Origin of the sequence: Neorhizobium sp. LMR1-1-1.1, from assembly GCF_040675795.1 — a bacterium.
Taxonomy (GTDB): Bacteria; Pseudomonadota; Alphaproteobacteria; order Rhizobiales; family Rhizobiaceae; genus Neorhizobium; species Neorhizobium cellulosilyticum.
On record NZ_JBEGHE010000069.1, the window covers coordinates 38,810 to 63,340 of the forward strand.

The window sequence follows — 24,531 nt, forward strand, 5'->3', positions numbered from 1 at the left end:
GATTACTTCAGGTTCTCACAGGATGCCTTGTGGTCATCGTCCTTGTAACCTTCGAAGCCCGGCACGCCGAAACCCTTGGTCGGAGTAACGATTGTCGTTCCGGAAACCGGCGTGACGCCGAACCATTTTTCGGAAAGCTTGGCCATGGAGCCGTCCAGCTTCAGGCATTCGATTGCGCGGTCCACCAGATCGCGGTTTTCCTCATCGCCCTTGCGGAAGGAAAGCGCCCAGACGAGGCCGGTCTGATATTCGAAGGACAGTTTCAGGCGTGGGTTCTGCTTCACCGACCATGCGGCAACGGTGTTGCCCGCAAGATTGGCATCCGCACGGCCTGCCATTACGGCTGCGACTGCATCCGTATTGGTGCCATAGCTTTCGACCTTCCAGCCGAATTCCTTTTCCTTCTCGCGCAGGAAGCTGTCATAGGCAGAGCCCTTGTTGACGGCGATCGTCTTGCCCTTGAAGTCTTCGAGCGTCTTGTATTCCGGGGCATTGGCCGGGACGACGAAGCCGAAATTGGTGTCCATGAAGCCTTCGGTGAAGAGAAGGTTCGCGGCACGCTCCTTGTTTACCGTCACCGGTGCGACGAGAAAGTCGTAGGTGCCGGCCTGGAGTGCAGGGATGAGACCGGAAAACTGGGCGCCGGTCAGATCGACCTTCTTGCCGAGGCGTTCACCGATCAGGTTGGCCATATCGACATTGAAGCCCTCGATCTTGCCGTCGAGGGTAGGCATGGCGTGCGGCGCAAAGGTCGCGTCGATCGCGGTCTTGATCGGGTCGCCAAGCGCGAAGGCTGAACTGCAGGCAAAAAGTGTCGATAAGCCGACAATGCCGGCCTTTATAAAGGATTTCATCGATGTTCTCCTACTGGTGGTCCAGGCCTTTAGCGACCCTTGTTGCCTCCATAGTTCCATCGAAAATTCCGCACTGCAATATAATTTATTATTATAATCGAATTAGAATTATACGAATTTCAAATATGAAGATCACGCTTCTTCTGAAGGCGCCGCGTATGACCGAGGCCGGTTCGGAGCTTGTCTTGAGCGCCGTTTACGTTAGATGGGAGCCACAACTGAGGGAGCAATGATATGGACGACACGATCGAGATCGGCAATCGCGGTGACTTCGGTCTTTGGGCGATAGAGGTCGCAAAGCAGCTTGTCGCCGACCAAGGCTTCGAACTTGCACGCGCGGCGCGCGACGGAAACGACGATGATGTTCGCGCAGCCGGCAATGCGCTAGGCCAAGCGATCACCAATGCGCTGATGTCGGTCTATGACGGCCTGACGGAAGGCGTCGAAAAAGAGTAACCTAAGGAACACTCATCTTTTCGTCAGATCGGCAAAGAATGTAAGACACGCGGCTTGCTACCTCACGTCACGGTAACCGGTCGTTTCACCTCACCCACTGCATGCCGTCGATCTGGATGTCCTGGCCGGTTATGAAATTCGGTTCGGCGGTTGCCAGAAACGTCACAACACTTGCGACATCCTGCGGAGTTCCCACACGGCCTAGCGATATGCCGGCAGAAAGGCTTGCCTCCCGCGCATCGATCATGGCGTTTGATCGTTCGGTCTTGATCACACCGGGGCAGACGGCATTGACGACGATTTCCGGCGCAAGCTCCTTGGCCAGTGCTTTCGTCATGCCGATGATGCCGGCCTTGGCAGCGGTATAGGAGAATTTGCTGACGGCGCTGGTGACGCCGCCAGTATGGGCGTTCATCGACGACATGTTGATGATCCGCCCACCGCCATTGCGACGCATGATCGGAACTGTCGGCTGGATATAGTTGAATGCGCCCTTGAGATTGATGGCGATCGTATCGTCGAATTCCTGCTCGGAAATTTCCTCGATCCCCTTCGACATCGAACGACCGGCATTGTTGAACAGGACGTCGATGCGCCCCCAGTGCCTATCGACCTCGGTCACGATTTCGGCCGCACGCGCGTGATCGCTGACATCCGCGATGAACGTCAAGGCTTCCTGGCCGAGCTCACGGATTTCCGCAGCCGTGCTGACGAGATCACCCTTGATCAGGTCGACAATCACGATATCGAAGCCGTGGCGGGCGAGATCGAGCGCGCAGCCACGGCCGATGCCGCGACCGCCGCCGGTGACGATCGCAACCTTCCTCTGTCCGTCAGACACCGGCATCCTCCTTCACGAAACGGGCGATATCCGCATGAGTGGCGAACCAGACATCCTCATGACCCTGGATATGCCGGATCAGTTCTTCGAGAATGAAGATGCGTGAGCGATAACCCGAGACATGCGGATGCATGGTGAGCAGAAACAGCCCGCCTTCCTGGTAGGCGCGGTCGAATTCGCGCTTGAAGATGTCGAGAACGGCGGTCGGTGGCGTGTAGGGCCTGAGCGCTGTGAAACGGTTCATGTTGAAATAGACCGCGTCGTCACGGATCCATTCGACCGGCAACTCGACCATGCCCGTCGCTTCGCCCTCTTCGACGAGCTCATAAGGGTCATCGTCGGCCATCAGCGAGGAATCGTAGATCAGCCCGAGTTCGCGCTCGATCTCAAGCGTCACTGAGGAAAAATCCCAGGACGGCGTGCGCATGCCGACGGGGCGGATGCCGGTGATTTTCTCCAGCGTATCGGCGGCGCGGAAATGCAGTTCGCGTTCCTTATCTGCCGGCACCTTGGTGTTCACCTCATGGATCCAGCCATGCAGGCCGATCTCGTGGCCTTCGGCAATCACGCGCCGTTGCTCGTCTGGATAGAGCAGGGCGGTGACGGCCGGCACGAAGAAGGTCGCCGGAATCGAGGCAGCGGAGAGCGTTTCGAGAATACGCGGCACGCCCTTGCGATTGCCATACTGGCCTTGCGACATGCGGCCGATGGAGTCGCCGCCGTCGCGTAACTCATTGGTCTCGTGGTCGCTATCGAAAGAAAGTGCCACGGCGCAACGCGCGCCGTCCTTCCAGGCCTTCGGCTTCAGCGACCGGCCCGCGCGAACCTTCTCGACCTTGCCGCGCCAGGTCCCTTCTTCCCATTCCCATGGTTCCATGTGAGTGATCCTCCAGTAATGATTATGCCGCGGTCGGCAAAACGGGAACGGCTGCCAGCAGCCGCTTGGTGTAGTCGTGTTGCGGGTTGTCGTAGATTGCCGCGGCACCGCCTTCTTCGACGATCCGGCCGCGATACATGATCGCCACCCGGTCGCAGAGGTGCCGCACGACGGAGAGGTCATGGCTGATGAAAATCAGCGACAGGTTGAGTTCGGACCGCAGACGGATCAGCAGGTTGATGATCTGCGCCTGGATCGACACGTCGAGCGAGGCGACCGGTTCGTCGCAGACGATGACATCCGGCTGCATGGCGAGAGCGCGGGCGATCGCGATGCGCTGCCGCTGCCCGCCGGAAAACTGGTGCGGGAAGCGATTGGCAAAGGACGGATCGAGGCCGACTGCCGACAGCCATTGGGCAACATATTCAGGCGCCTCGGCACGTGAGACGAGTTTGTGTGCCAGCGGGCCTTCCGCAACGATATCACCGACGCGCATGCGGCTGTTGAGCGAGGCGAACGGGTCCTGAAAGATGGTCTGCACGCGGGTGGTCACCTTGCGCGGACTACGACCGGCGCTCATGACCGGCTTGCCCGCGAGACGAATGGTGCCGGATGTCGGCACGGTTATGCCGGCTGCCATGCGTCCGAGCGTCGACTTGCCCGAACCCGATTCACCGACAAGGCCAAGCACCTCGCCTCGTTTCAGCGTGATCGAGACGCCATCCACGGCCTGCACGACTGCCTGAGGCTGAGCGATGCCGGTGCGGATCGCCAGGTTCTTGAACAGGCCGGCCTGCTTTTCGAAGCGTTTGACGGCGGTATCGATCACCAGATACGGGCTGCCCAGGGGTGGCAGGTCGCTTGTTGCGGTCTTTCGGGACGGCGGGGTAGCATCCGCGATACCGCTGCCGCGCAGCAGAAGCTCGCCCGGTTTTGCCCGTGAGGGCAGGGCATCGAGCAGCGCCTTGGTGTAATCGTGCTGCGGTCTGGTCAGCACGCCGAGTGCCGGCCCGATCTCGACTATCTTGCCGAAGCGCATGACGGCCACCCGGTCGGCAATAGAGGCAACGGTTGCGAGATCATGGCTGATCCAGATCAGCGCTGTACCGAGTTCAGCGACGAGTTCTTTCATTTCTGCGAGAATTTCAGCCTGGATCGAGACGTCCAGCGCGGTCGTCGGCTCGTCGCAGATAATCAGCTTGGGGCGATGAAGCAGTGCGATCGCGATCGCCACGCGCTGGCGCATGCCGCCGGAAAACTGGTGCGGGAAAAAGTCGACTTTACGCTCGGGATCGGTGATGCGAACCTGCGCCAGTGCCTTGATCGCCCTTTCGCGTGCTTCTGCCGCGCTGATGTTCTCATGGGCTTCGAGTGCAAGCCTGATCTGCGTGCCGATGCTGAGCACCGGGTTCAGCGTCATCATCGGGTCCTGGAAAACCATGGAAATGGTCTTGCCACGGATCTTCCTCAACTCGTGCGGTTGAAGGCCGATCAGTTCACGGCCTTCAAGCTTGATCGAGCCCTCGACGATCCGGCCGGGTTCATCGATCAGGCCGATAATAGAGAAGCCGGTGATAGACTTTCCCGATCCGGATTCCCCGACAAGGCCGAGAACCTCACCGGGGGCCAGCGAGAAGGAGACGCTGTCGACTGCCTTGATCTCGCCCCTTGCACTGGGGAACCAGGTGCGAAGATTGGAGACTTCCAGAAGTGGTGCAGTGGTTTCTTCGGTCATCGGCGAAGCCTCGGGTTGAGCTGGTCGCGGATCTGGTCGCCGACGAGATTGAGCGAGACGATGAATAGGATCAGCGCTACGCCGGGATAGATCGAAATCCAGTAACGGCCGGAGAGGAGGTACTGAAAGCCGTTGGCAATCAGCATGCCGAGTGACGGTTCGGTCGGCGGCAGCCCGACACCAAGGAAGGAAAGCGTAGCTTCGAGCGAGATGGCGCTTGCTACCTGGACCGTCGCAACCACGATCAGCGGCGGCAAGGAATTGGGCAGGATATGCCGCAACACCACACGTAATGGAGACAGCGGGATGGAGAGTGCAGCCTCGACATAATCCTTCTGCCGTTCGGCCGATGCCGCGCCATGGGCGGTGCGGGCGAAATAGGCATATTGGGCGAAGATCAGCGCGAGAATAAGCTGATAACGTCCCTGACCGAGAATGGCTGCGATGACGAAGGCGAGCAGGATTGCCGGAAACGAAAGCTGCAGATCGACGATGCGCATGACGAGGCTTTCGAACCGCCCGCCGATATAGGCCGCAGCACAGCCGACGACCGCGCCAATGACGAGCGCGATGCCGCCGGCAATCACGCCCATCTGCAGCGAAATACGCAGACCGTAGATAATCGCCGACAGGAGATCGCGCCCTTGCGAATCCGTGCCCAGCCAATGGGTATAGCCGCCCGTGCCGACATAACCCGGCGGCCTTCTTGCATCGCGCAGCACGAGATGGGCAAGATCGTAAGGGTCCTGCGGAGTTACCAGCGGAGCGACAAGCGCGATGATGACGATGAGGCCGACAACGATGGCCGCACCGAACGCGACCCTGTTGCGACGGAACTCTTCAAGAAAGTGGAAAAATGGCGTGTCGCGCATCAGGCTCTTCCCTTCCGCAGGCGCGGGTCGAGCAGCGCATAGGTAAGGTCGACCACAAGATTGATGACGATGAACAGCATGGCGACCAGCATAAGATAGGCGACCATAACGGGACGATCGAGCGATGTTATGCTGTCGATGATGAGCTTGCCGAGGCCGGGCCAGGAGAAGATCGTCTCGGTTACCACTGCAAAGGCGAGCGTGGAGCCGAGTTCCAGGCCGAAGACGGTGACGAGCGGGATCGAAATCAATCTCAGCACATGGCGGCTAAGAATGGTGAATTCCGAAATGCCGGCCGCGCGGGCGAACTTGACCGTATCGCTGAGCATCAGTTCGCGGGTGCCTGCGCGCGCCAGCCGGATCATCAGCGAGAACTTGAAAAGTGCGAGGTTCAAGGCCGGCAGGATCATGTGCGACAGGCCGTCAGCCGTCAGAAAACTGAAATCGACGCCGAACAGGCTCACCGTATCACCGCGCCCGCCCGCGGGCATGCAACCGCATTGCACGGCAAACAGCATGATCAGCATCAGGCCGAACCAAAAGGTAGGCACGGAAAAGCCGAGAATGGACAGCGCCATGATGGTCCGCGACACCGGGCTGTTGGGCCGATAACCGGCATACATGCCGATCGGGATGCCGACGAGGCTGGCAAAAAGCACGGCCGCCAGCGTCAGTTCCAGCGTTGCCGGCAGGCGCGACAGGATCAACTCACTGACAGGCATATTATAAACGAAGGAACGGCCGAAATCGCCTTCGAACACCCGGCCGAGAAAGCCGAAATATTGCTGCCAGAGCGGCAGGTCCAATCCGTATTGCGCGATGACGGCGGCGCGGATGTCCTGTGTCGCATCCGGCGAGATCAACACGTCGATCGGGTTGCCCACGGCATAAACGCCGCAGAAAACCAGCGCCGACATGGCCAGCACGACGATCGCCGCCTGCCATAGTCTTTGCAAGATGAAGCCCAACATCTGTTCCCGTTCTCCCGTCTCGTGCGGGTTTCAAAGTGCGGCGCGCCTTCGCGGCCCTTGATGGTGGCGTTTAGTGCCAGTCACTCTCCAGAAGTTCACGTGTCTCCGAAACCGCGACCGACCAGATTGCCAGCATGTCCTCATCGGGGCGCTGATAGAGACCGTGATAGTTGCCGTCGCCGAGCAGGGCGCGCTTGCGCTCCGTATCGACCCGCGCCAGCGCGGCAAAGTCTATTCTCGGCTTCTGCGTCGAGGGTTGGCGCGCATCACCGGTACGTGTCCAAGGGAAGTTTTCCATCCAGGAGGCGTGAGAAGCTGCCGGATCGATTTCGACGACTTTCGCCATCGTCTTCGGCGCGCGCCACCAGTCGTGGAATTTCACCGATGCGTCGGGGTGATCGTTCAGCCATTCGGAGATCACTGTCATTGCCGGTGTGTTGCCGCCATGGCCGTTGACGACGAGGATCCGGCGGAAGCTGGAGCGGTAGATGCTGTCGAGAAGGTCGCGGATCACGCCGATATAGGTTGCAAGCGACAGGGTCAGCGTGCCGGGAAAGCTCGCGAAGGATGAGGCGAGGCCATAGGGCAGGGCCGGGAAGACCGGGACACCGAGCGGCTCGGCGGCATCGACTGAGACTTTTTCCGCCAGGATCATGTCGGTCGCAAGGCTGAGATAGGCGTGCTGTTCGACGCTGCCGATCGGCAAAATACAACGATCGTCACCAGCGGCTCGCGTCTCCACCTGCATCCAGTTCATATCCGCGATCTTCACTTATCTCATCTCCATTCTCCGTTTCGGCCGGCATGCGCAAAGAATTTGCTGAGTACAGCCAAAACGCACAAAAAATATGCTTTTAGGCGCGATGTTGCGCCAAATGCAAAGTTCCATACGGGACTAAAAAAAAGAAATTGACAGCCAATTAATGCAGCGTCAAGTTCCATACGGGACTAAATTGGATATGGATGGAAATCGACGCGTGCGTGAAACGGATGAAAAGGCGCTGGATAATCTTTTGCGTGAAGGCGGTCTGGCTGCGGCCGGCCACCGCCATGTGGAAGATCTCGTCGCCGTCAAGCTCTGGCAAAATCCATGCTGGCTGTCGTTCCGCATCAACTTCCTGGCACTTCAGTTCAACGAGCCGATCTATCGCCGGTTCGAGAAGGAGTACGGGCTCCCCCGTCCCGAATTCGTAGTGCTCTATTCGCTCGGCCTGTCGGATGGGCTGACGGCAAGCGCCATCTGCAGTTCCTCGGGCTTTCCCAAGAATACGATCAGCCGGGCGATACAGAAGCTGATCGACAAGAACATCATCCGCCGTGAAGTCGATCAGGCGGATTTGAGAAGCTTCGTTCTCTACATCACAGACGAAGGCAGACGTATCGTCGATCAGGCCATGCAGCCGATGGTAGAGCGGGAAAAGGCCATGGCCTCCGCGCTGACGCCGGCCGAACAGCTGATGCTGTCGGAGCTACTCGCCAAGATCGTCGTGGATTCACCGAACTGGCCATTAATCACAAGTATTGAGGAGAACGAGGAATGACGATTTCCAAGACATTTCGCACAGTTGCGCTTGCAACGATGCTGCTCAGCGGCGTTTCGGGCTCGGCTTTGGCAGCTGATCTCACTATCGGTGTCCGCGCCGGTCCGCTGTCCATCGATCCGGATTTCACCGCCGCCGGCACCCATGCCGAGGCGATGAAGCATATCTACGATTCACTCATCAAGTCGGGTAACAATCTCGAACTGGAGCCGGGCCTTGCCACCTCCTGGACGGCGATCGACGATACGACCTGGGAGTTCAAGCTGCGCGAAGGCGTGAAATTCCATGACGGGTCCGACTTCACCGCGGAAGACGTTAAATTCTCCATCGAGCGCATTCCGAAGGTTGCCGGCCCCAATCCGACGACGATCTATGTTCGCCGCGTGAAAAGCACCGAGATCGTCGATGCACATACCATTCGGGTCAAGACCGATGGTCCCGCTCCGAACCTGCCGAACGATTTCATCCGCCTCTTCGTCGTGTCGCATGTCGCAGCCAAGGATTATTCCGATAGCGCTGAAAAGGCAGCCGAAGGCTTCAATTCCGGCAAGGCCGCAATCGGCACCGGTCCCTACAAATTCGTGTCCTGGACGCCGAAGGAACAGCTCGTGCTGGAGAGCTTCGACGGCTACTGGGGTGGCAAGGAGCCTTGGGGCAAGGTTACCCGAAAGGAAATCCCGAATGACGCAGCCCGCGTTGCACAGCTGAAGGCCGGCCAGGTCGATTTGATCGCCCGCATTCCCGCATCGGACGTTCCGACGCTCGAAACCGACAGCAAACTCAGCATCGTCCGCCAGGATAGCGTCTACCTCTTCAACATAGCCTTCGATTTCCGCGAAAAGCCGCCGCAGGTCACGGCCAAGGACGGTTCGCCTCTGCCGAAGAACCCCTTCCTCGACCCGAAGGTTCGTGAGGCTTTCGATCTTGCCATCGATCGTGAGACCATCACAGAAATCGCCATGGAAGGCATGGGAACAGTACAGTCGCAGCTCGTGACCCCCAACATCTTCGGCTACAATCCTGATGTGAAGGCACCAGCATCGGATGTCGAGAAGGCCAAGAAGCTCCTGACCGAGGCCGGTTATCCGGACGGGTTCAAGGTCGTGTTCAGCTTCACCAACGACCGCTTGCCCGGCGACAAGGATACGGGCACGACGATTGCCCAGATGCTGACGGCGATCGGCATTCAGGTCGAGGCCAATGCCCAACCGGGTGCCGTCTACTTCCCGGCAAATACGCGCGGCGACTATTCGCTGACCATGTCGGGCTGGGGCACGCTGACGGGCGAAGCGAACTACACGCTGTCCTCGCTCGTCCACACAAACGATCCGGCGAAGAAGCTCGGCGCCTTCAACATCCGAGGTTATTCCAATCCTTCGATGGACAAGCTGATCGAGGATGCTGGCGTCGAGATGGATGCCAAGAAGCGCGAGCAGTTTTTGAAGGATGCCAATGCGCTGGTCGCCAGCGACCGTCCCAACCTGTCGATTGCTTCGATCGTCTCGGCCTGGGGCATGAAAAAAGCGATCAAGATCACGCCGCGTTCGGACGAAGATACGCTTGCGATGAATATTCGCCCGGCACAATAACGGGTCGGACACGAGAACAATCGGCCGGGCGCTTTGCCCGGCCTTTTTGCAGGTTGAGGACAGGACAGACGATGAATAGGATTGCACTCGCCATTCACGGTGGCTGCGGAGTTATGGCGAAGCTCGATCTGAGTGAGGAGGAGTGGACGGCTGCCCGCGCAGACCTTCATCGCTCGTTGCAGGCTGGCTGGGCAGTTCTGAATACTGGCGGTTCGGCGCTTGATGCGGTCCAGGCGGCGGTGGTCGTCATGGAAGACAGCCCGCATTTCAATGCCGGTTATGGGGCGGCGCTGAATACCAATGGCGAGCATGAGCTCGATGCATCGATCATGGATGGCAGGACATTGGAAGCCGGTGCCGTGACACTCGCCAAGCGCATCCGCAATCCGATCAAGGCAGCGCGCCGCGTCATGGAAAAGGGTGAGGCTGTTCTTCTCGGAGGCCCGGCAGCGGACGCATTCGCGCAAGCAGAAGGCCTCGATATCGTCGAACCCGATTATTTCACCACCGAGCGCCGCGTGAAGGCACTGGCCGCGATGAAGGCGCATGTTACAGCTGGGACCGCAATCAAGGCGAGTGAGGCTGAAAAACACGGCACGGTCGGGGCAGTGGCGCTCGACCGCGCAGGTCATCTGGCGGCTGCGACATCTACTGGCGGCTATAACAACAAGCCGGCCGGGCGTATTGGCGACACACCGATCGTCGGGGCAGGGACCTATGCGCGCGACGGCGCCTGCGCCGTTTCGGGAACGGGCAAAGGGGAATTCTTCATCCGTTATGCTGTCGGCCATGAAGTGGCGAGCCGGATAAACTATCTCGGAGAAGATCTGGAAAAGGCAGCTGGCAAGGTCATCATGGAGGACCTCAAACCCCACGATATCGGCGCTGGGTTGGTGGCAGTGGCTGCGGACGGATCAATCGCCGCGCCTTATAACACGGATGGAATGTTCCGTGGCTGGGTGACGCCGGAGGGCCAGTTCTTCGTTGCAACACACGGCGAGGTTTTCGAGGTTTAGCACCTTGAATGGGCACCGCGGCTTGATTGTCGCAAATACAAAGGGGCAGTCTGTCGAAACTGTTGCCGACAAGCGATTATTGAAGCTTTTGCTCCCGTCCTGTATCGGTCTTTGGTAGGCCGGCAATCATGCCGGCAAACCGGGTTCTCAGGCATCGATGCTGACCAAAAAAGGAAAATACGGGCTCAAGGCGCTTGTCCATCTGGCGCAACTCGAACCTGGCAAGACCGCGTTCGTGAGCGACATTGCTCAGCAGAACAATATCTCAAAGAAGTTTCTCGACGCGATCCTTCTGGAATTGCGCAAGGGCGGGATTCTTCGTTCGAAGAAGGGGCCGGGTGGCGGTTATGCCTTGTCGAAACCGGCATCGGAGATCTCCATCGGTCATGCCGTGAGAATTCTCGACGGCCCGCTTGCGCCGATCCTCTGTGCCAGCAAGACTGCTTTCGAGCCTTGTGACGATTGCGATCATCCGGAAGACTGTCAGGTGCGCCATTCGATGGTGGAAGTTCGCGATGCGATTTCAGCAGTTCTGGATAACATGACGCTTGAGCAGATGGTTGCCAAAGGATCATCGGTCGAGAAAGAGATCGCCGCGCGATAAGTTGTCTCGCGTCACCAATGCCTGCACCCAAGCCTTGAATGTCCGATCCGGTCATGCCGCTTTATATTTGTGGCCTCGCCAGCTGAATTGAATCGGGCTAAGAGGCCTGCGATTGAAGCGATGGAACGAGACCTATGAACACGCCCTGGAAAAAGCCGGTTGTCGTATCCGTTGGAGAGCCACCGGAAGAGACACTCATCGAGACGACGCAAGCCGCTGCCTGGGCGATGATCGAGGACTGGCCAACCGAGGATGGCACGTTTCTCGACAAGGCGCTGGAAATCTGTGCTGCAGTCGATGCCGGCAGGAAAAAGCCTGAAGATGCCCGACAGGCTTTCGTCGATGCTGCGCGCGAAGCGGGCATTCTGATCCGGGCGTGATCGAGCGAGCCGACGTGCAGCGCCGGCGCGGGGCTTCATGCCTTGTCGAGCGCCTGAGCAAGGTCGGCAATTAGGTCGTCCGGATGCTCAATGCCGATCGACAACCGGATCGTCGAATCGAGTACACCGATGCGCTGACGCACGTCTGCAGGTACACCTGAATGCGTCATGCTGGCGGGGTGGGAACCGAGAGATTCCGTGCCTCCGAGACTGACCGCGAGCTTGATGATCTGCAGCGCGTTGAGAAACCGGAAAGCTGCGGGCTGGCCGCCCTTTATATCGAACGAAAATGTCGAGCCGGCACCGCTGCACTGGGAGGCGTAGACGCGCCCGATGGGGGATTCAGGTTCCGCTAAACCGAGATAGTGAAGCTTGCCGACCTTGGGATGATCCTTCAGGAAATCGGCAGTGGCTTTCGCATTGCTGTTCGCGCGCTCCATCCGGATCTGCAGCGTCTCCAGCGATCGGCCGAGCATCCAGCATGAATGAGGGTCGAGCTGAGTTCCGATCGACCCTCGCAAGGACCGGATCTGCGTGATAATCGCCTTGCTGCCGAGGGCAGCCCCGGCGATCAGATCCGAATGGCCCCCAACATATTTGGTCAGGGAATAAAGCGAGATATCTGCACCATGCTGCAGAGGTCTCTGAAAAACGGGGCCAAGAAGGGTGTTGTCGCAGGCGACAATGGGGATGTGTCCCTGTTGCTCGCCGATCCTGTCGGCGATCCGTCTGACCAGAGCGACATCAACGAGGCCGTTGGTCGGATTGGCCGGCGTCTCGATGAGGATCACCGAAACACGTCCTTTTTTCATCGCCTCTTCCGCCGCCGCATTGATCGAACTCTCATCGACGCCATCGGCAAAACCGACGGCCGCAACGCCGAGGTTCGCAAATGTCTTCGAAAGCAGGGTTTCCGTTCCGCCGTAAAGTGGCTGGGAATGCACGATTACATCGCCGGGACGGACGAAGGCCAGCAGAGTGGTCGAGATCGCGGCCATACCCGAGGAAAAGACGGCTCCGCTTTCCGCACGTTCATAGACCGCAAGACGATCCTCGACGATCTCGCTATTGGGATGGTTGAAGCGCGAATAGACCAGTCCCGCGCCGCGGCCCTCCGGCGGGACCTTGCGGCCCGATACGTAGTCGAAGAAATCGCGACCATCTTCCGCCGATTTGAAGACGAAGGTTGATGTGAGGAATACCGGCGGCTTGACCGCGCCTTCGGAAAGCTCGGGATCGTAGCCGTAGTTCAGCATCTGCGTTTCCGGGTGCAGCTCGTGATTGCCGATGCTGGTCTTCGAGGGATGCGGCGAGGTCATGATGCTCTCCTGATACGACTTGCGGCGGAAAATACCGCCTAGCTCTGTCTTAGATCTGGGGCTTTTCGCAGCGGTTGGAAGGAGATGTCGCCCAGATCTTTTCTTCGGAAACTGTGAAGTCCGACTTTCTAACGAAACAGACACCCTGCCGAACCGGGTAAAGTTCGACAGGGTAGGTCTTGGCGACATGTCTTTCGTCGGGAACGTAGCGCTCAGAGGCGCTTCACGCCCGAGGAGATGATGTCGAGATAGACGGCGATGACAAGGATGATGCCCTTGATGATCTGCTGCCAGAACGTATCGACGCCGAGCATGGACATGCCGTTATCGAGGCTGGCCATGATCAATGCGCCAACAAGCGCGCCGATAACGGAGCCGACACCGCCGCGCATCGAGGTGCCGCCGATGAAGCAGGACGCGATTGCATCCAGCTCGCCGCCGAAACCGGCCGATGGCGTACCAGCGGCGAGGCGTGCCGTTGTCGTGATCCCGGCCAGTGCCGCCATCAGGCCCATCAGGCCGAACACCACCATCTTGACCAGATTGACGTTGACGCCGGACAGACGCGTGGCTTCGGAATTCGAGCCGACGGCATAGATATAGCGGCCGAATACTGTTCCCTTGGCGATGATCGTGAAGATGCCCAGCACGAAGAGCAGCATCAGCACGGGGACAGGAATGCCTTGGTAGGAATTCAGCACCAGCACGAAGCCGAGGATGAACAGAGCGATGACGACCAGTCTGACCGCTTCCATCACCGGGGTCGGTACTTGCAGGTTATGCTGCAGACGTTTGCGGCGCGTCCTGAATGCCATGACAAGCAGGACAAGGAAGAGCAGAACGGCACATCCGTTGCCGAGCCAGCCGGGAAGATAGCCCTGGCCGATATAGCGCAGGCTGGGAGAAACCGGGGCAATGGTGATGCCGCCTGTCAGGCCCAGTACCGCCCCTCGAAAGGCAAGCTGCCCGCCGAGAGTGACGATGAAGGAAGGAATACCGAGATAGGCCGTCAGCCAGCCGTTCATCAGGCCAAGGGCCGCGCCGGCAAGCAGAACGAAGGAGATAGTGCCGGCCAAGGGCCAGCCATACACCGCATCAAGAATGGCCGCGATACCGCCCAGAAGGCCAAGCAGGGAGCCTACGGATAGATCGATTTCGCCCGCCACGATGACGAAGACCATCGCGGCCGCCAATATCCCGGTGATCGCCATCTGGCGCAGCAGGTTGGAGAAGTTACGCGCGGTCAGGAAGCCTGAGACACCCGTATCGGCATTATAGGTGAGATATCCAAACAGAGCCCAGATCAGGCCGACCACGATCAGCAGGGCTACAATCTTGTTTTCGGAAAGGAATTTTCGAAGATTTACATTCGCCATGTTTAAAGCGCCTTCTACAGCGGTAACCGCAAATTCAGGCCATCTGCGTGGACTGGCCCAAAGCCGCAGCCAGCACGTGTTCCTGGGTCAGGTTGTCATTGACGAAATCGCCGCGCAGCCGGCCTTCCCCGATCACAAGGACACGGTCGGATATCCCCAGAACTTCAGTCAGTTCAGACGACACCATCAGAACCGCCACCCCGGCCTTGGCTAGCGCGAAGATCAATTTGTAGATTTCGTATTTTGCGCCGACATCGACGCCACGGGTCGGTTCGTCGAGGATGAGTATGCGCGGATCGGGCAGCATCATCTTGGAAAGCACTGCCTTTTGCTGGTTGCCGCCCGAAAGGGAGGCAATGGGCAGCATCGGATCGGCCGTCTTGATCTTCAGACGCAGGATTTCCGCCTGGATCTGGGCAAGTTCCTCATGCTCGTCGATAAGCCCGAAAGCGGCAAAGCGATTGAGCACCGAGATCGTCATGTTATGCCCGACGCCGATGATCGGAAGGATGCCGCTTCGCTTGCGATCTTCCGGCACCATGCAGATCCCGGCCTTGACGGCGTCGCGCGGCGAACGGATCGTGATCTCGCGCCCGTCGAGATGGACACTTCCCTTGTGGCTGCCAGCATAGGCGCCGAATAGCGTTGAGACCAGTTCGGTCCGACCGGCGCCGACCAATCCCGCTATGCCCAAGATTTCACCCCTGCGGATCTGGAAGGAAACATCGTCGACCACCTTCCGGTCGGGATTGGTGACATCCCAGCAGGAGACATTGTGGGCCTCGAGAACGACTTCGCCGATCGCATGCTCTTCCTTGGGATAGAGGTTCTTCATTTCCCGGCCGACCATCATCGTCACGATGTTGGCCGTCGTCAGATCGCTGATCGGACGTGTGGCGATATGTGTGCCGTCGCGAATGACGGTGACGGTGTCGGAAATCTCGGCCACTTCCTCGAGCTTGTGAGAAATGTAGACACAGGCGAGACCTCCGGCCTTCAAACTCTTGATCAGATCGAGCAGGGTTCGGATTTCGGTTGCCGTCAGTGCCGATGTTGGCTCATCGAGGATCAGCAGCTTGGCGTCCTTGTTGAGCGCCTTGGCGATCTCGATGAGCTGCTGCTTGCCGCCGGAATAGTTGAGAACGGGCAGCGCCGGGTTGATGTCATGGACATTCAGCTTGGCGAGCAGTTCCTGCGCCCGGGCGTTCATCGCATCATAGTCGAGAAAACCGTGATTGCTGATTTCGGACCCGAGGAAGATGTTTTCCGCGACGGACAGATGTGGAACCATCATCAATTCCTGGTGGATGATGGCGATGCCCGCCTTTTCCGTTTCGCGGATGGACGAGGCCTTCAGTTCGTGCCCCTCCCATAGGATTTCGCCTTCCCAGGTGCCATAGGGATAGACTGCGGACAGGACCTTCATCAGCGTCGATTTGCCGGCCCCATTTTCACCGCAGAGGCCGACACATTCCCCACGGCGGACCTGAAGATGAATCCCATCCAGAGCCTTCACACCGGAAAAGCTCTTGGAGATGTTCTTCATTTCGAGAAGAAATTCACTCATCGTACCCTCGGAATGCTTGAAGGCCCCGGAACCGGTTGATGTCCCGGGGCCGTTCGCTCGTTTACTTCAGGCCGATCTGTTCCTTGGTGTAGAACCCATCCTTCACATAGATGTCGATATTCTCCTTGGTGACGGCGGTCGGCGTCAGCAACAGGGTGTCCACATCCTTGGTCCCGTTGTTGATTTTCGAGGTGAATGCCGGCTTTTCACCCTTAACCAGCTGTACCGTAAGTTTTGCAGCTTCGGAGGCGATCAGCTTCAGCGGCTTGTAGACGGTGACCGTCTGGGTTCCGTCGAGCAGCCGCTTGACGGCAGCAAGGTCGGAATCCTGCCCGGAAACGGCAGTCTTGCCGGCAAGGCCTTGGGCGGCAAGCGCCTGGATTGCGCCACCTGCCGTACCATCATTGGAGGCGACCACGGCATCGATCTTGTTGTCGGCGGCCGTCAGCGCGTTTTCCATGATCGAAAGCGCTTCGGTCGGGCTCCACTCCTTGACCCATTGCGAGCCGACGATCTTTACCTTGCCGGAATCTACTGCTGCCTTAAGGGCCTTTTCCTGGCCGGCACGCAGATATTTGGCGTTATTGTCGGTTGGAGAGCCACCAAGCAGGTAATAATTGCCTTCCGGCTTCACCTTCAGAACGTTTTCGGCCTGCATGAAACCGACACGCTCGTTGTCGAATGAAATATAGGCGTCGATATCGGCATTGAGGATCAGGCGGTCATAGGACAGGACCTTGATACCGGATGCCTTGGCATCTGCGACAACCGCGTCGAAAACCTTGGAGTTCATCGGCACGATGACGATCGCGTCAACGCCTTGGGCGATCAGGTTTTCAACCTGCTTGACCTGCTTTTCCTCATTTCCATCCGCAGACTGGACGCTGACCTTGGCGCCCAGCCCTTCGGCTGCCTGGATGAAATAGTCACGGTCACGCACCCACCGTTCGACGCGCAGATCGTCGATCGAGAAACCGATGACCGGTTTGTCGGGTGATGCGGCCGCAGTGCTGATGCCGGCAAAGGTGCCTGCCGCGAGACCAAGTGCTGCAGTCGTCAACAAAAGAAATTTCTTCATGAACTTACCTCCTCTATGATGCGGCCGAGACCGGCACGCTCCCAACGCCCATGCTCCCCGAGCATGCAGCCCACAGACCCATGCAAGATGCCAGTATGTGGCTGTTGCCTCCTATCGCGGCTGTCGCCACGTCGTAACCATTCCGCGAAGATGCGGTAGTTACCTCCTCTTGGTGTATTTGATACGGCTGTTCCTTCGGGTTGGAAAGCGGATTTGATGCACGTACCTCAAGTGCGACAATTTGTCGCACTTGAGGTACGGAAAGACTTAAGAAATGGCAGGTTTTGGCTAGTCAAAAAGCCAGCTCCCGCGCGGGCATAACCCGATCTGCAGCCTAGCGGGTGAAACTGTTTCGCTGATATTCGCGTGGGCTGCAGCCTAGCTCGCGCTTGAAGACCGTGTGCATATACTGGCTGTTGTTGAAGCCGCTGAGTTCCGCGACACGTTCCAGAGGCAGGCTTTCGTCGCCGAGCATCTCCTGCGCAAGCTGCAGCCGATAGGCGAGCATGTCGTCGTGAACCGTGTAACCGAAGGTGCGGCGGAAATGAGTCTCCAGCGTCGTTCGGGAGACGCCGACATAGGCGGCGACCTGCGCGACCTTGATCCCCTGGCCGGCGAACTGGCGAATATAATGACGCGCCCGCATCACGTAAGGGTCGTAGATCGGCTGGTAACGGGAAGACATTTGAGCATTCAAACCTTCCGGCGGGACGATCACACGGGTCTCATCCAATGTGGCGCCGATCAGCCTGCGGTGCAGCATCGCGGCGGCGGTGCGCCCCATGATGCGGGTCCCCTGCCGCACGGAGCTGATCGGAATACGTGTGAGCATGCGCAGCAGCGGGTCGTCGTCGATACCGACGATCGAGACCTGCTCAGGAACCGCGATATCCGCGAGAATGCAGGCCTGCAGGATGTGGCGCGCACGGGAGTCTGTCACGGCGATCACACCGATCGGCTTCGGCAGGCCTTTCAGCCATGCGATCACATCGGCAAGGATGTCGTCCCAGTCCGGCCCGAATGTACCCTGTCCCTTGAAGACTTCCGGCTTGGCGCGGTCGCGCGCACAGAGCTTCAGATAGGCTTTTTCGCGTTCTTCCGACCAGCGGTATGAACGGGTCTCCGGCAGCCCATAAAACGCAAAGCGTGGCAGGCCCATATCGACGAGATGGGTATAGGCTTCCGTGACCAGCTTTTCGTTATCCGTCGCGACATAAGGAAAATTGCGGGGATAGTCAGCATCTCGATGATAGGAGCCGCCGACGCCGATAACCGGTATCGACACTTCCGACAGCGCCTTGACGAAATCGGGATCGTCGAAATCCGCGATGATACCGTTTCCCGACCAGTCAGCGATCCCTGCAACGCTGTCGCGAAAATCCTCGTGCAGCAGCATGTCCCAGACGGCACGTGTCGATTTCACGTAATCGCAGACACCTGCAATGATCTCCCGCCCGTAACTTCCACGCGCCTTGAAAAGCAGCGCGACCTGAAATTCATTGCGTTTCTTCGCGGTCATCATCTCCTCCATCAGACCCCGATTCATCAGCGATATCAACTTGTCGGTGTTTGCAAGAAAAACCTTCGCAATCATCAAGACTGTTAAAAATTATAACGAGGGGTGCAAAACTGCATGGTCTAGGTTCCGAGAATGAACCGGGGGTGGAGCCTCGGCTCGGAGGGATCTGGCGTCATCTGCCAGGCTTATTGGAGGAAATTGTCATGAAATCATTTTGCCTCGGGGCCGCTACGGTCCTGGGATTGACCCTGGCTGGCTCGGTGCTGGCCGATGACGTCCGCATGCTGGCGATCGAGCCGAATGTTCCGGAAGGACGGCAATATTATCTCGATGTCGCGAAGGCATATGAGGCTGCAAATCCGGGCACCAAGGTGCAGTTCGACTTTCTCGACGACACGTCGTTCAAGTCCAAGCTGCCGACCCTGCTGCAGTCTTCCGCACGTCCTGACGCCTTTTTCACCTGGACCGGCGGTGTGTTCTACGAACAGGCCAAGGCAGGCGTGCTGAAGGATATTTCGGCGGACTTCACGGATGCGGACCGCAAGAACTATTCGCCCTCCGGCATCCAGTCGATGAGCCATGATGGCAAGCTCTATGGCGTGCCGATGTATGCCGCGAGCGTCGTGCTTTGGTACAACAAGGCGCTTGTCGAAAAGGCCGGTGTCGATCCCAAGGCGATCAAGAACTGGCAAGACCTGCTTGCCGCTTCCAAGAAAATCCAGGGCGCCGGCATCGTGCCGATCGTCATGGGCGGCAAGGACAAGTGGCCGATCGCTCTCTTCTACGGCCAGCTTGCTGCCCGTATCGCCGGCACCGATGGCGTCGCAGCCGCCGACAAGGGCGAAAACGAAGGCTTCAACAATCCGGCCTTTGTTCAGGCTGGCGAAGCCGTGAAGCAGCTGGCCGATATAAAGCCGTTCCAGCCGGGTTACATGGATACGACACAGCCGAAGGCGGCAGGCCTGTTCGGTGACGGCAAGGGTGCCTTCTATCTGGCCGGTAACTTCCTGGTCGGCGCGCAGGCGCAGAATTCGGCCTCCGGCAAGGGGCTTGGAGACGATCTCGACTTCATCACCTTCCCTTCTGTTGACGGCGGCAAGGGTGATCCGGCCGACACGTTCGGCGGCGTCAACGGCTGGCTGGTCACCAAGGATGCTGGCAAATCGACGGTCGATTTCCTCAAATTCCTGACCAACAACAAGAACCAGACGGAAGGCGGCCGCCTGAAGATCTGGTTACCGATCGGCACCGACGCCCAGTCCGGCATTGCCGATCCGCGCCTGCGCCGGATAGCAGAAGGTCTTTCCAAGGCACCACATCACCAGCTCTATCTCGACCAGATGCTCGGTGCAAGCGTCGGTGCGGCCTTGAACGACGCCGCAGCACAGATCGTCACCGGCGACATCTCCCCGGAAGAGGCTGCAGCCCTGGTGGAAGAAGCACGCGAAATGCGCTGATCCCTTGCTTGAAAGTGGGCGTGGCGATGCATTCGCCGCGCCTCACCCAACACCGGACATATCGAGGAATGACATGACGACCATGACCGGCTCACGCCCACAGCTGAGCCCGGCGGCGCGCATTGCGCGCATGCATAGACAGGGGAAGCTCACCGCTCTCTTGCTGTTTCTGCCGCCGGCCCTGGTGCTGTTCACCCTTTTCGTCATCTGGCCGATCTTCAACGCCGCCAATCTCAGCTTCTTCAAGTGGAGCGGTTACGGCGCGATCGACAATTTTGTCGGCACGCAGAACTATCAGCGGCTTGCCAACCATTCCGTCTTTCACCAGTCCTTGTGGAATTCGGTAAAGCTGATCCTGGCGTCGCTGTTCATCCAGATTCCGCTGGCCCTTATGCTGGCTCTGCTCATCTACAAGAAGACTTCGATCAACACGGCGTTCCGGCTGATCTTCTTCGCCCCCTATATTCTCGCCGAGATCGCCTCCGGCGTGATCTGGAGCTTCATCTTCGACGGTGATTTCGGGGTGTCCGGCCAGATCGCCACCGCACTCGGGATCGAGCCTTTCTATATCCTCGCCGACCGGCAATTCGCCTTCCTGGCCATCATCACCGTCGTCGTGTGGAAATATTTCGGCTACCACATGATGATCTTCATCGCCGCCTTGCAGGCAGTGCCGGATGATCTGATCGAGGCTGCCGAAATCGACGGTGCAGGCCGCTGGCAGAAGGTGTTCTACGTCAAGCTGCCGCTGATCATGCACGCGATCAAGCTCTCCGCATTCTTCGCAATCGTTGGCGCGCTGCAGGTCTTCGACATCATCATTCCGCTCACCAATGGCGGCCCGTCGAACTCCACCCATTCGATCGTCAGCTATCTCTACACCTATGGGCTTGCGCAGCTGAATGTCGGTTATGGCGCTGCCGTCGGTGTCGTCCTGTTCATTCTCTGCATGGTGACCGCTTTCAGCTACCGGCGCCTCGCCATGGGTAAAGGAGGCGCATTATGAACCGCCCTGGCTTTTTCCTGGCGCTTGCCCGCGCCGCAGTGCTCTCGATCGTCGCGTCGCTGGTCATCGTGCCGCTGATTGCAACCTTTCTCGGCGGTTTCAAATCCGTCGGCGAATTGAGGGCCTCGCCCTTCGGCCTGCCGCCTGTGTGGCGCATCGAAACCTATACGGATATTCTCGGTGGACCGGTCTTCTGGGGTTATATCCAGAACTCGCTGATCATCTCGTTTTCGGCGGTGTTTCTCACCCTGATGCTAGCCTCGATGGCAGCCTATATCTTCGCGCAGATCCACTTTTTCGGCTCGAAATATATCCAGGCCTATCTGCTGCTGGGGCTGATGTTCCCGTTTGCCACGGCGATCGTGCCGCTCTTCCTGCAGATCCGCAATTTCGGCCTGCTAGACAATCCGCTCGGTGTGATCCTGCCCCAGACGGCCTTCTCCATGGCCTTTGCGATCGTGCTCCTGCGCAGCTTCTTCCAGCAATTGCCGAAGGAGCTGTTCGAGGCCGCCTATGTGGATGGCTGCGGGTATATCGGTTTCTTCTTCCGCTTCACCCTGCCGCTGTCGACGCCGATTCTTGCCACTGTCGGCACTTTCGTCTTCGTTCAGAGCTGGAACAACTATCTCCTGCCTCTGGTCGTGATCAATGACAGCGCAGGCTACACCTGGCCGCTCGGCATCATGCGGTATCGCGGCGAGTTCATGGTCGAGTGGAACCGCATCCTCGCCTTCGTTTCGCTGACCATCCTGCCGGCGCTGATCTTCTTCACCTTCACCCAGAAATACATCGTGGCCGGTCTCACCCGCGGCTCCGTGAAAGGATGACCTCATGACACCCGTAATCCGAAACCCGATCCTGCCCGGCTTCAATGCCGACCCTTCGATCTGCCGCGCCGGCGACGATTACTACATCGCCGTTTCGACCTTCGAATGGTATCCGGGCGTACAGATCCACCATTCGCGTGATCTCGTGAACTGGCGTCTCGTCACAAGGCCGCTCAACCGGGCCTCGCAGCTCGACATGCGCGGCGATCCGGACAGCTGCGGCATCTGGGCACCATGCCTCACCTATTCCGACGGTCTGTTCTGGCTGGTCTATACGGATGTGAAGCGCAAGAGCGGCTCGTTCAAGGATGCGCATAACTATGTGGTCACCGCGCCTTCGATCGAAGGTCCGTGGTCGGACCCGGTCTATCTGAATTCCTCCGGCTTCGATCCGTCGCTCTTTCATGATGACGATGGCCGCAAATGGCACGTGAACCTGCTTTGGGATCATCGCGGACGTCCATCCCGCTTCGGCGGCATCGTGATGCAGGAATATGACCCGGTAGAAAAGAAGCTCGTCGGGGCGATCTCCACCATCTTCAAGGGATCGCCGCTCGGTCTTTCGGAAGGGCCGCATCTCTACAAGCGTGACGGCTGGTATTACCTGATCGTTGCCGAAGGCGGCACAGGCTACAGCCACGCCGTGACGATGGCGCGTTCGCGCAATCTGACCGGCCCTTACGAACTGCATCCCGACACCCATGTCGTCACTTCACGGTTCCACCCGGATGCAACGCTGCAGCGCGGCGGGCATGGCGATTTCGTCGAGACGCCGGATGGCGGGACCTACATGGTGCATCTGTGCAGTCGACCGCTGCCCGGCCTCTACCGCTCGGTTCTTGGCCGCGAGACCTCCATCCAAAAATGCGTATGGGGTGAAGATGGCTGGCTGCGTCTGGATGGCGAAAAATTCGTGCCGCAGGACGAGGTGCCGGCCCCGAACCTGCCGGCGCATCCGTTCCCGGCAGAACCGGAGCGGTATGAGTTCAACCCGGACAGCGGATTGCCGCTGGCTTTCCAGTGGCTGCGTTCTCCTTATCCCGAACGGCTTTTTTCCCTGACGGAACGCCCCGGCCATCTGCGTCTGTTCGGGCGCGAGTCGGTCGGCTCATGGTTCGAACAGTCGCTTGTTGCACGACGCCAGACGGATTTCGATTACGATGCGGAGACGGAAGTCGATTGCGATCCGACCTCGCATCTGCAGATGGCCGGACTGATCGCCTACTACAATCGCTTCGCCTACCACTATCTCTGCGTCAGCCAGGACGAGAAGGCCGGGCGTTCGCTGCAGATCTTCTACTGCAACGGCCAATGGCCGAACGGCATGACGATGCTAGGACTGGACAATCCGATTTCCGTTCCGGACGGTCCGGTGCGCCTCCGGGTCGAGGTGCGCGGGGCGGCGTTGCGCTTCTTCTACATGAAGGATGGCGCCTGGACCCGCATCGGTCCGGTTCTCGACAATTCCGTGCTTTCCGACGAAAGCGGCGAGGGCGAGCAGAGCAAGATCACCGGCTCCTTCGTAGGCATCGGTAATTTTACAGGCGCCTTTGTGGGCATGGCGGCCCACGATCTCGGTGGGCTGGCGATGCCGGCCGACTTCTCGCATTTCACCTACAAGAACCTTCCCAAGGAATGATCCGATGGCCGTTGTCGAATATCAAAACATCAAGAAGGTTTTCGGTGCGGTCACCGTCATTCCGGATGCCTCGCTGCATATTCCGGACGGTTCCTTCACGGTCTTCGTCGGTCCGTCGGGCTGCGGAAAATCGACCTTGCTGCGCCTCACGGCGGGGCTGGAAGATGCGACCGACGGAAAGATCTTCATCGACGCGCGCGATGTGACCGAGGAACGCCCAACCGAACGCGGCATTGCCATGGTCTTCCAGTCCTATGCGCTTTACCCGCATATGGATGTGGCCGAAAATATTGGCTTCGCGCTGAAAATGGCCAAGGTTCCTAAGGCGGAAATCAAGGCGAAGGTTGAAGCCGCCGCTGATGTGCTCCAACTGACGCCGCTTTTGAAACGCAAGCCGGCGGAGCTATCCGGTGGCCAGCGGCAGCGTGTCGCCATCGGCCGCGCCATCGTGCGCCAGCCCAAGGTCTTCCTGTTCGACGAACCGCTGTCGAACCTCGATGCAGCGCTACGCACCCAGATGCGGGTCGAACTGGCGCAGCTGCACAAGCGGCTTGGCGCGACGATGATCTACGTGACCCATGACCAGGTAGAGGCCATGACGCTGGCTGACCAGATTGTCGTGCTCAACAAGGGGCTGATAGAGCAGGTCGGCGCGCCGATCGATCTCTACAACAAGCCGGAGACCCTGTTCGTCGCCGGCTTCATCGGCTCGCCGAAGATGAATTTCTTCACCGGGCCGCTGGCTGCGGCAGTCGGCGCGCATACGCTTGGTGTCCGGCCCGAGCATCTGGACGTTGATCGCAAGGACGGACTTCTTTCCGGCAGCGTGCAGTTCTCGGAACGGCTGGGCAGCGACACCTATCTGCATGTCGCGATGGAGGGTATCGGCATCGTTATTGCCCGTGCTGTGGGCGACGCGGTTTATGGGGCAGGGGAGACTGTATGGCTCTCCTACGCTCCGGAGATGACGCATCGTTTCGACGAAGCCGGCAAGCGACTGTGAAGAC

Annotated in this window: 23 protein-coding genes; 11 read left to right on the forward strand and 12 right to left on the reverse strand. The window is 58.9% G+C overall.

Going from position 1 to position 24,531, the window contains the following annotated elements; translation table 11 throughout:
* Positions 1-2: 2 nt before the first annotated feature.
* Positions 3-854: a transporter substrate-binding domain-containing protein gene (locus MRBLMR1_RS27170; RefSeq protein ID WP_148144480.1), complete on the reverse strand. Its 852-nt coding sequence runs from the start codon at positions 852-854 to the stop codon at positions 3-5.
* A 234-nt stretch (positions 855-1,088) separates the two neighbouring features.
* Here MRBLMR1_RS27170 and MRBLMR1_RS27175 point away from each other — a divergent pair, with 234 nt between their 5' ends.
* A complete protein-coding gene (locus MRBLMR1_RS27175; protein ID WP_500066976.1) occupies positions 1,089-1,310 on the forward strand; it encodes a hypothetical protein in 222 nt (73 codons plus the stop codon).
* 85 nt (positions 1,311-1,395) lie between these two features.
* On the opposite strand, the gene MRBLMR1_RS27180 is transcribed toward MRBLMR1_RS27175, so the two are convergent.
* From MRBLMR1_RS27180 to MRBLMR1_RS27205, 6 genes are all read right to left on the reverse strand, one after another.
* On the reverse strand, positions 1,396-2,151 hold the full coding sequence (locus MRBLMR1_RS27180; RefSeq protein WP_404945504.1) for an SDR family NAD(P)-dependent oxidoreductase: 756 nt from the start codon (positions 2,149-2,151) through the stop codon (positions 1,396-1,398).
* Positions 2,144-3,028: a polysaccharide deacetylase family protein gene (locus tag MRBLMR1_RS27185; RefSeq protein WP_148144483.1), complete on the reverse strand. Its 885-nt coding sequence runs from the start codon at positions 3,026-3,028 to the stop codon at positions 2,144-2,146. The genes MRBLMR1_RS27180 and MRBLMR1_RS27185 overlap by 8 nt, the downstream gene beginning before the upstream one ends.
* 22 nt (positions 3,029-3,050) lie before the next feature.
* Positions 3,051-4,763, reverse strand: a complete 1,713-nt coding sequence (locus MRBLMR1_RS27190) for an ABC transporter ATP-binding protein (protein WP_148144484.1) — start codon at positions 4,761-4,763, stop codon at positions 3,051-3,053.
* The gene (locus tag MRBLMR1_RS27195) at positions 4,760-5,635 is read right to left on the reverse strand and encodes an ABC transporter permease (RefSeq protein WP_148144485.1); all 876 of its coding nucleotides are present in this window, start codon (positions 5,633-5,635) and stop codon (positions 4,760-4,762) included. Before MRBLMR1_RS27195 ends, MRBLMR1_RS27190 begins: the two co-directional genes overlap by 4 nt.
* The gene (locus tag MRBLMR1_RS27200) at positions 5,635-6,606 is read right to left on the reverse strand and encodes an ABC transporter permease (RefSeq protein WP_148144486.1); all 972 of its coding nucleotides are present in this window, start codon (positions 6,604-6,606) and stop codon (positions 5,635-5,637) included. Before MRBLMR1_RS27200 ends, MRBLMR1_RS27195 begins: the two co-directional genes overlap by 1 nt.
* 70 nt (positions 6,607-6,676) lie before the next feature.
* On the reverse strand, positions 6,677-7,378 hold the full coding sequence (locus tag MRBLMR1_RS27205) for a creatininase family protein (RefSeq protein ID WP_148144487.1): 702 nt from the start codon (positions 7,376-7,378) through the stop codon (positions 6,677-6,679).
* 205 nt (positions 7,379-7,583) lie between these two features.
* Between MRBLMR1_RS27205 and MRBLMR1_RS27210 the strand changes: the two genes are divergently transcribed.
* From MRBLMR1_RS27210 to MRBLMR1_RS27230, 5 genes are all read left to right on the forward strand, one after another.
* Positions 7,584-8,147: a MarR family winged helix-turn-helix transcriptional regulator gene (locus tag MRBLMR1_RS27210; protein ID WP_353654211.1), complete on the forward strand. Its 564-nt coding sequence runs from the start codon at positions 7,584-7,586 to the stop codon at positions 8,145-8,147.
* Positions 8,144-9,736: an ABC transporter substrate-binding protein gene (locus MRBLMR1_RS27215; RefSeq protein ID WP_148144488.1), complete on the forward strand. Its 1,593-nt coding sequence runs from the start codon at positions 8,144-8,146 to the stop codon at positions 9,734-9,736. Before MRBLMR1_RS27210 ends, MRBLMR1_RS27215 begins: the two co-directional genes overlap by 4 nt.
* Positions 9,737-9,807: 71 nt before the next feature.
* The gene (locus tag MRBLMR1_RS27220) at positions 9,808-10,752 is read left to right on the forward strand and encodes an isoaspartyl peptidase/L-asparaginase (RefSeq protein ID WP_148144489.1); all 945 of its coding nucleotides are present in this window, start codon (positions 9,808-9,810) and stop codon (positions 10,750-10,752) included.
* A gap of 157 nt (positions 10,753-10,909) precedes the next feature.
* Positions 10,910-11,356, forward strand: a complete 447-nt coding sequence (locus MRBLMR1_RS27225) for an RrF2 family transcriptional regulator (protein ID WP_148144490.1) — start codon at positions 10,910-10,912, stop codon at positions 11,354-11,356.
* Positions 11,357-11,490: 134 nt separating this feature from the next.
* A complete protein-coding gene (locus MRBLMR1_RS27230) occupies positions 11,491-11,736 on the forward strand; it encodes a DUF982 domain-containing protein (RefSeq protein WP_206827159.1) in 246 nt (81 codons plus the stop codon).
* Positions 11,737-11,771: 35 nt separating this feature from the next.
* Here MRBLMR1_RS27230 and MRBLMR1_RS27235 read toward each other — a convergent pair whose 3' ends face one another.
* From MRBLMR1_RS27235 to MRBLMR1_RS27255, 5 genes are all read right to left on the reverse strand, one after another.
* Positions 11,772-13,055, reverse strand: a complete 1,284-nt coding sequence (locus MRBLMR1_RS27235) for a cystathionine gamma-synthase family protein (RefSeq protein ID WP_148144492.1) — start codon at positions 13,053-13,055, stop codon at positions 11,772-11,774.
* Between the two features lie 212 nt (positions 13,056-13,267).
* Positions 13,268-14,431, reverse strand: a complete 1,164-nt coding sequence (locus tag MRBLMR1_RS27240) for a sugar ABC transporter permease (protein WP_148144493.1) — start codon at positions 14,429-14,431, stop codon at positions 13,268-13,270.
* A gap of 34 nt (positions 14,432-14,465) precedes the next feature.
* Positions 14,466-15,998: a xylose ABC transporter ATP-binding protein gene (locus tag MRBLMR1_RS27245; protein ID WP_148144494.1), complete on the reverse strand. Its 1,533-nt coding sequence runs from the start codon at positions 15,996-15,998 to the stop codon at positions 14,466-14,468.
* A 61-nt stretch (positions 15,999-16,059) separates the two neighbouring features.
* Positions 16,060-17,076 carry a D-xylose ABC transporter substrate-binding protein gene (xylF, locus tag MRBLMR1_RS27250; RefSeq protein ID WP_148144495.1) on the reverse strand — a complete coding sequence of 339 codons (1,017 nt, stop codon included), beginning with the start codon at positions 17,074-17,076 and terminating at the stop codon, positions 16,060-16,062.
* A gap of 334 nt (positions 17,077-17,410) precedes the next feature.
* Positions 17,411-18,595: a DNA-binding transcriptional regulator gene (locus MRBLMR1_RS27255; RefSeq protein WP_148144496.1), complete on the reverse strand. Its 1,185-nt coding sequence runs from the start codon at positions 18,593-18,595 to the stop codon at positions 17,411-17,413.
* 203 nt (positions 18,596-18,798) lie between these two features.
* Here MRBLMR1_RS27255 and MRBLMR1_RS27260 point away from each other — a divergent pair, with 203 nt between their 5' ends.
* The 5 genes from MRBLMR1_RS27260 to MRBLMR1_RS27280 all read left to right on the forward strand — a co-directional run bounded on the left by MRBLMR1_RS27260 (position 18,799) and on the right by MRBLMR1_RS27280 (position 24,527).
* The gene (locus tag MRBLMR1_RS27260; RefSeq protein ID WP_500066977.1) at positions 18,799-20,052 is read left to right on the forward strand and encodes an ABC transporter substrate-binding protein; all 1,254 of its coding nucleotides are present in this window, start codon (positions 18,799-18,801) and stop codon (positions 20,050-20,052) included.
* A gap of 73 nt (positions 20,053-20,125) precedes the next feature.
* On the forward strand, positions 20,126-21,058 hold the full coding sequence (locus MRBLMR1_RS27265; RefSeq protein ID WP_404945499.1) for a carbohydrate ABC transporter permease: 933 nt from the start codon (positions 20,126-20,128) through the stop codon (positions 21,056-21,058).
* Positions 21,055-21,885, forward strand: coding sequence for a carbohydrate ABC transporter permease (locus MRBLMR1_RS27270; RefSeq protein ID WP_183685443.1), 831 nt, complete (start codon positions 21,055-21,057; stop codon positions 21,883-21,885). Before MRBLMR1_RS27265 ends, MRBLMR1_RS27270 begins: the two co-directional genes overlap by 4 nt.
* A gap of 4 nt (positions 21,886-21,889) precedes the next feature.
* Complete coding sequence (locus MRBLMR1_RS27275) at positions 21,890-23,524, forward strand: glycoside hydrolase family 43 protein (RefSeq protein WP_183685441.1); 1,635 nt, start codon at positions 21,890-21,892, stop codon at positions 23,522-23,524.
* A gap of 4 nt (positions 23,525-23,528) precedes the next feature.
* Positions 23,529-24,527 carry an ABC transporter ATP-binding protein gene (locus tag MRBLMR1_RS27280; protein ID WP_183685439.1) on the forward strand — a complete coding sequence of 333 codons (999 nt, stop codon included), beginning with the start codon at positions 23,529-23,531 and terminating at the stop codon, positions 24,525-24,527.
* Positions 24,528-24,531: the final 4 nt, after the last annotated feature.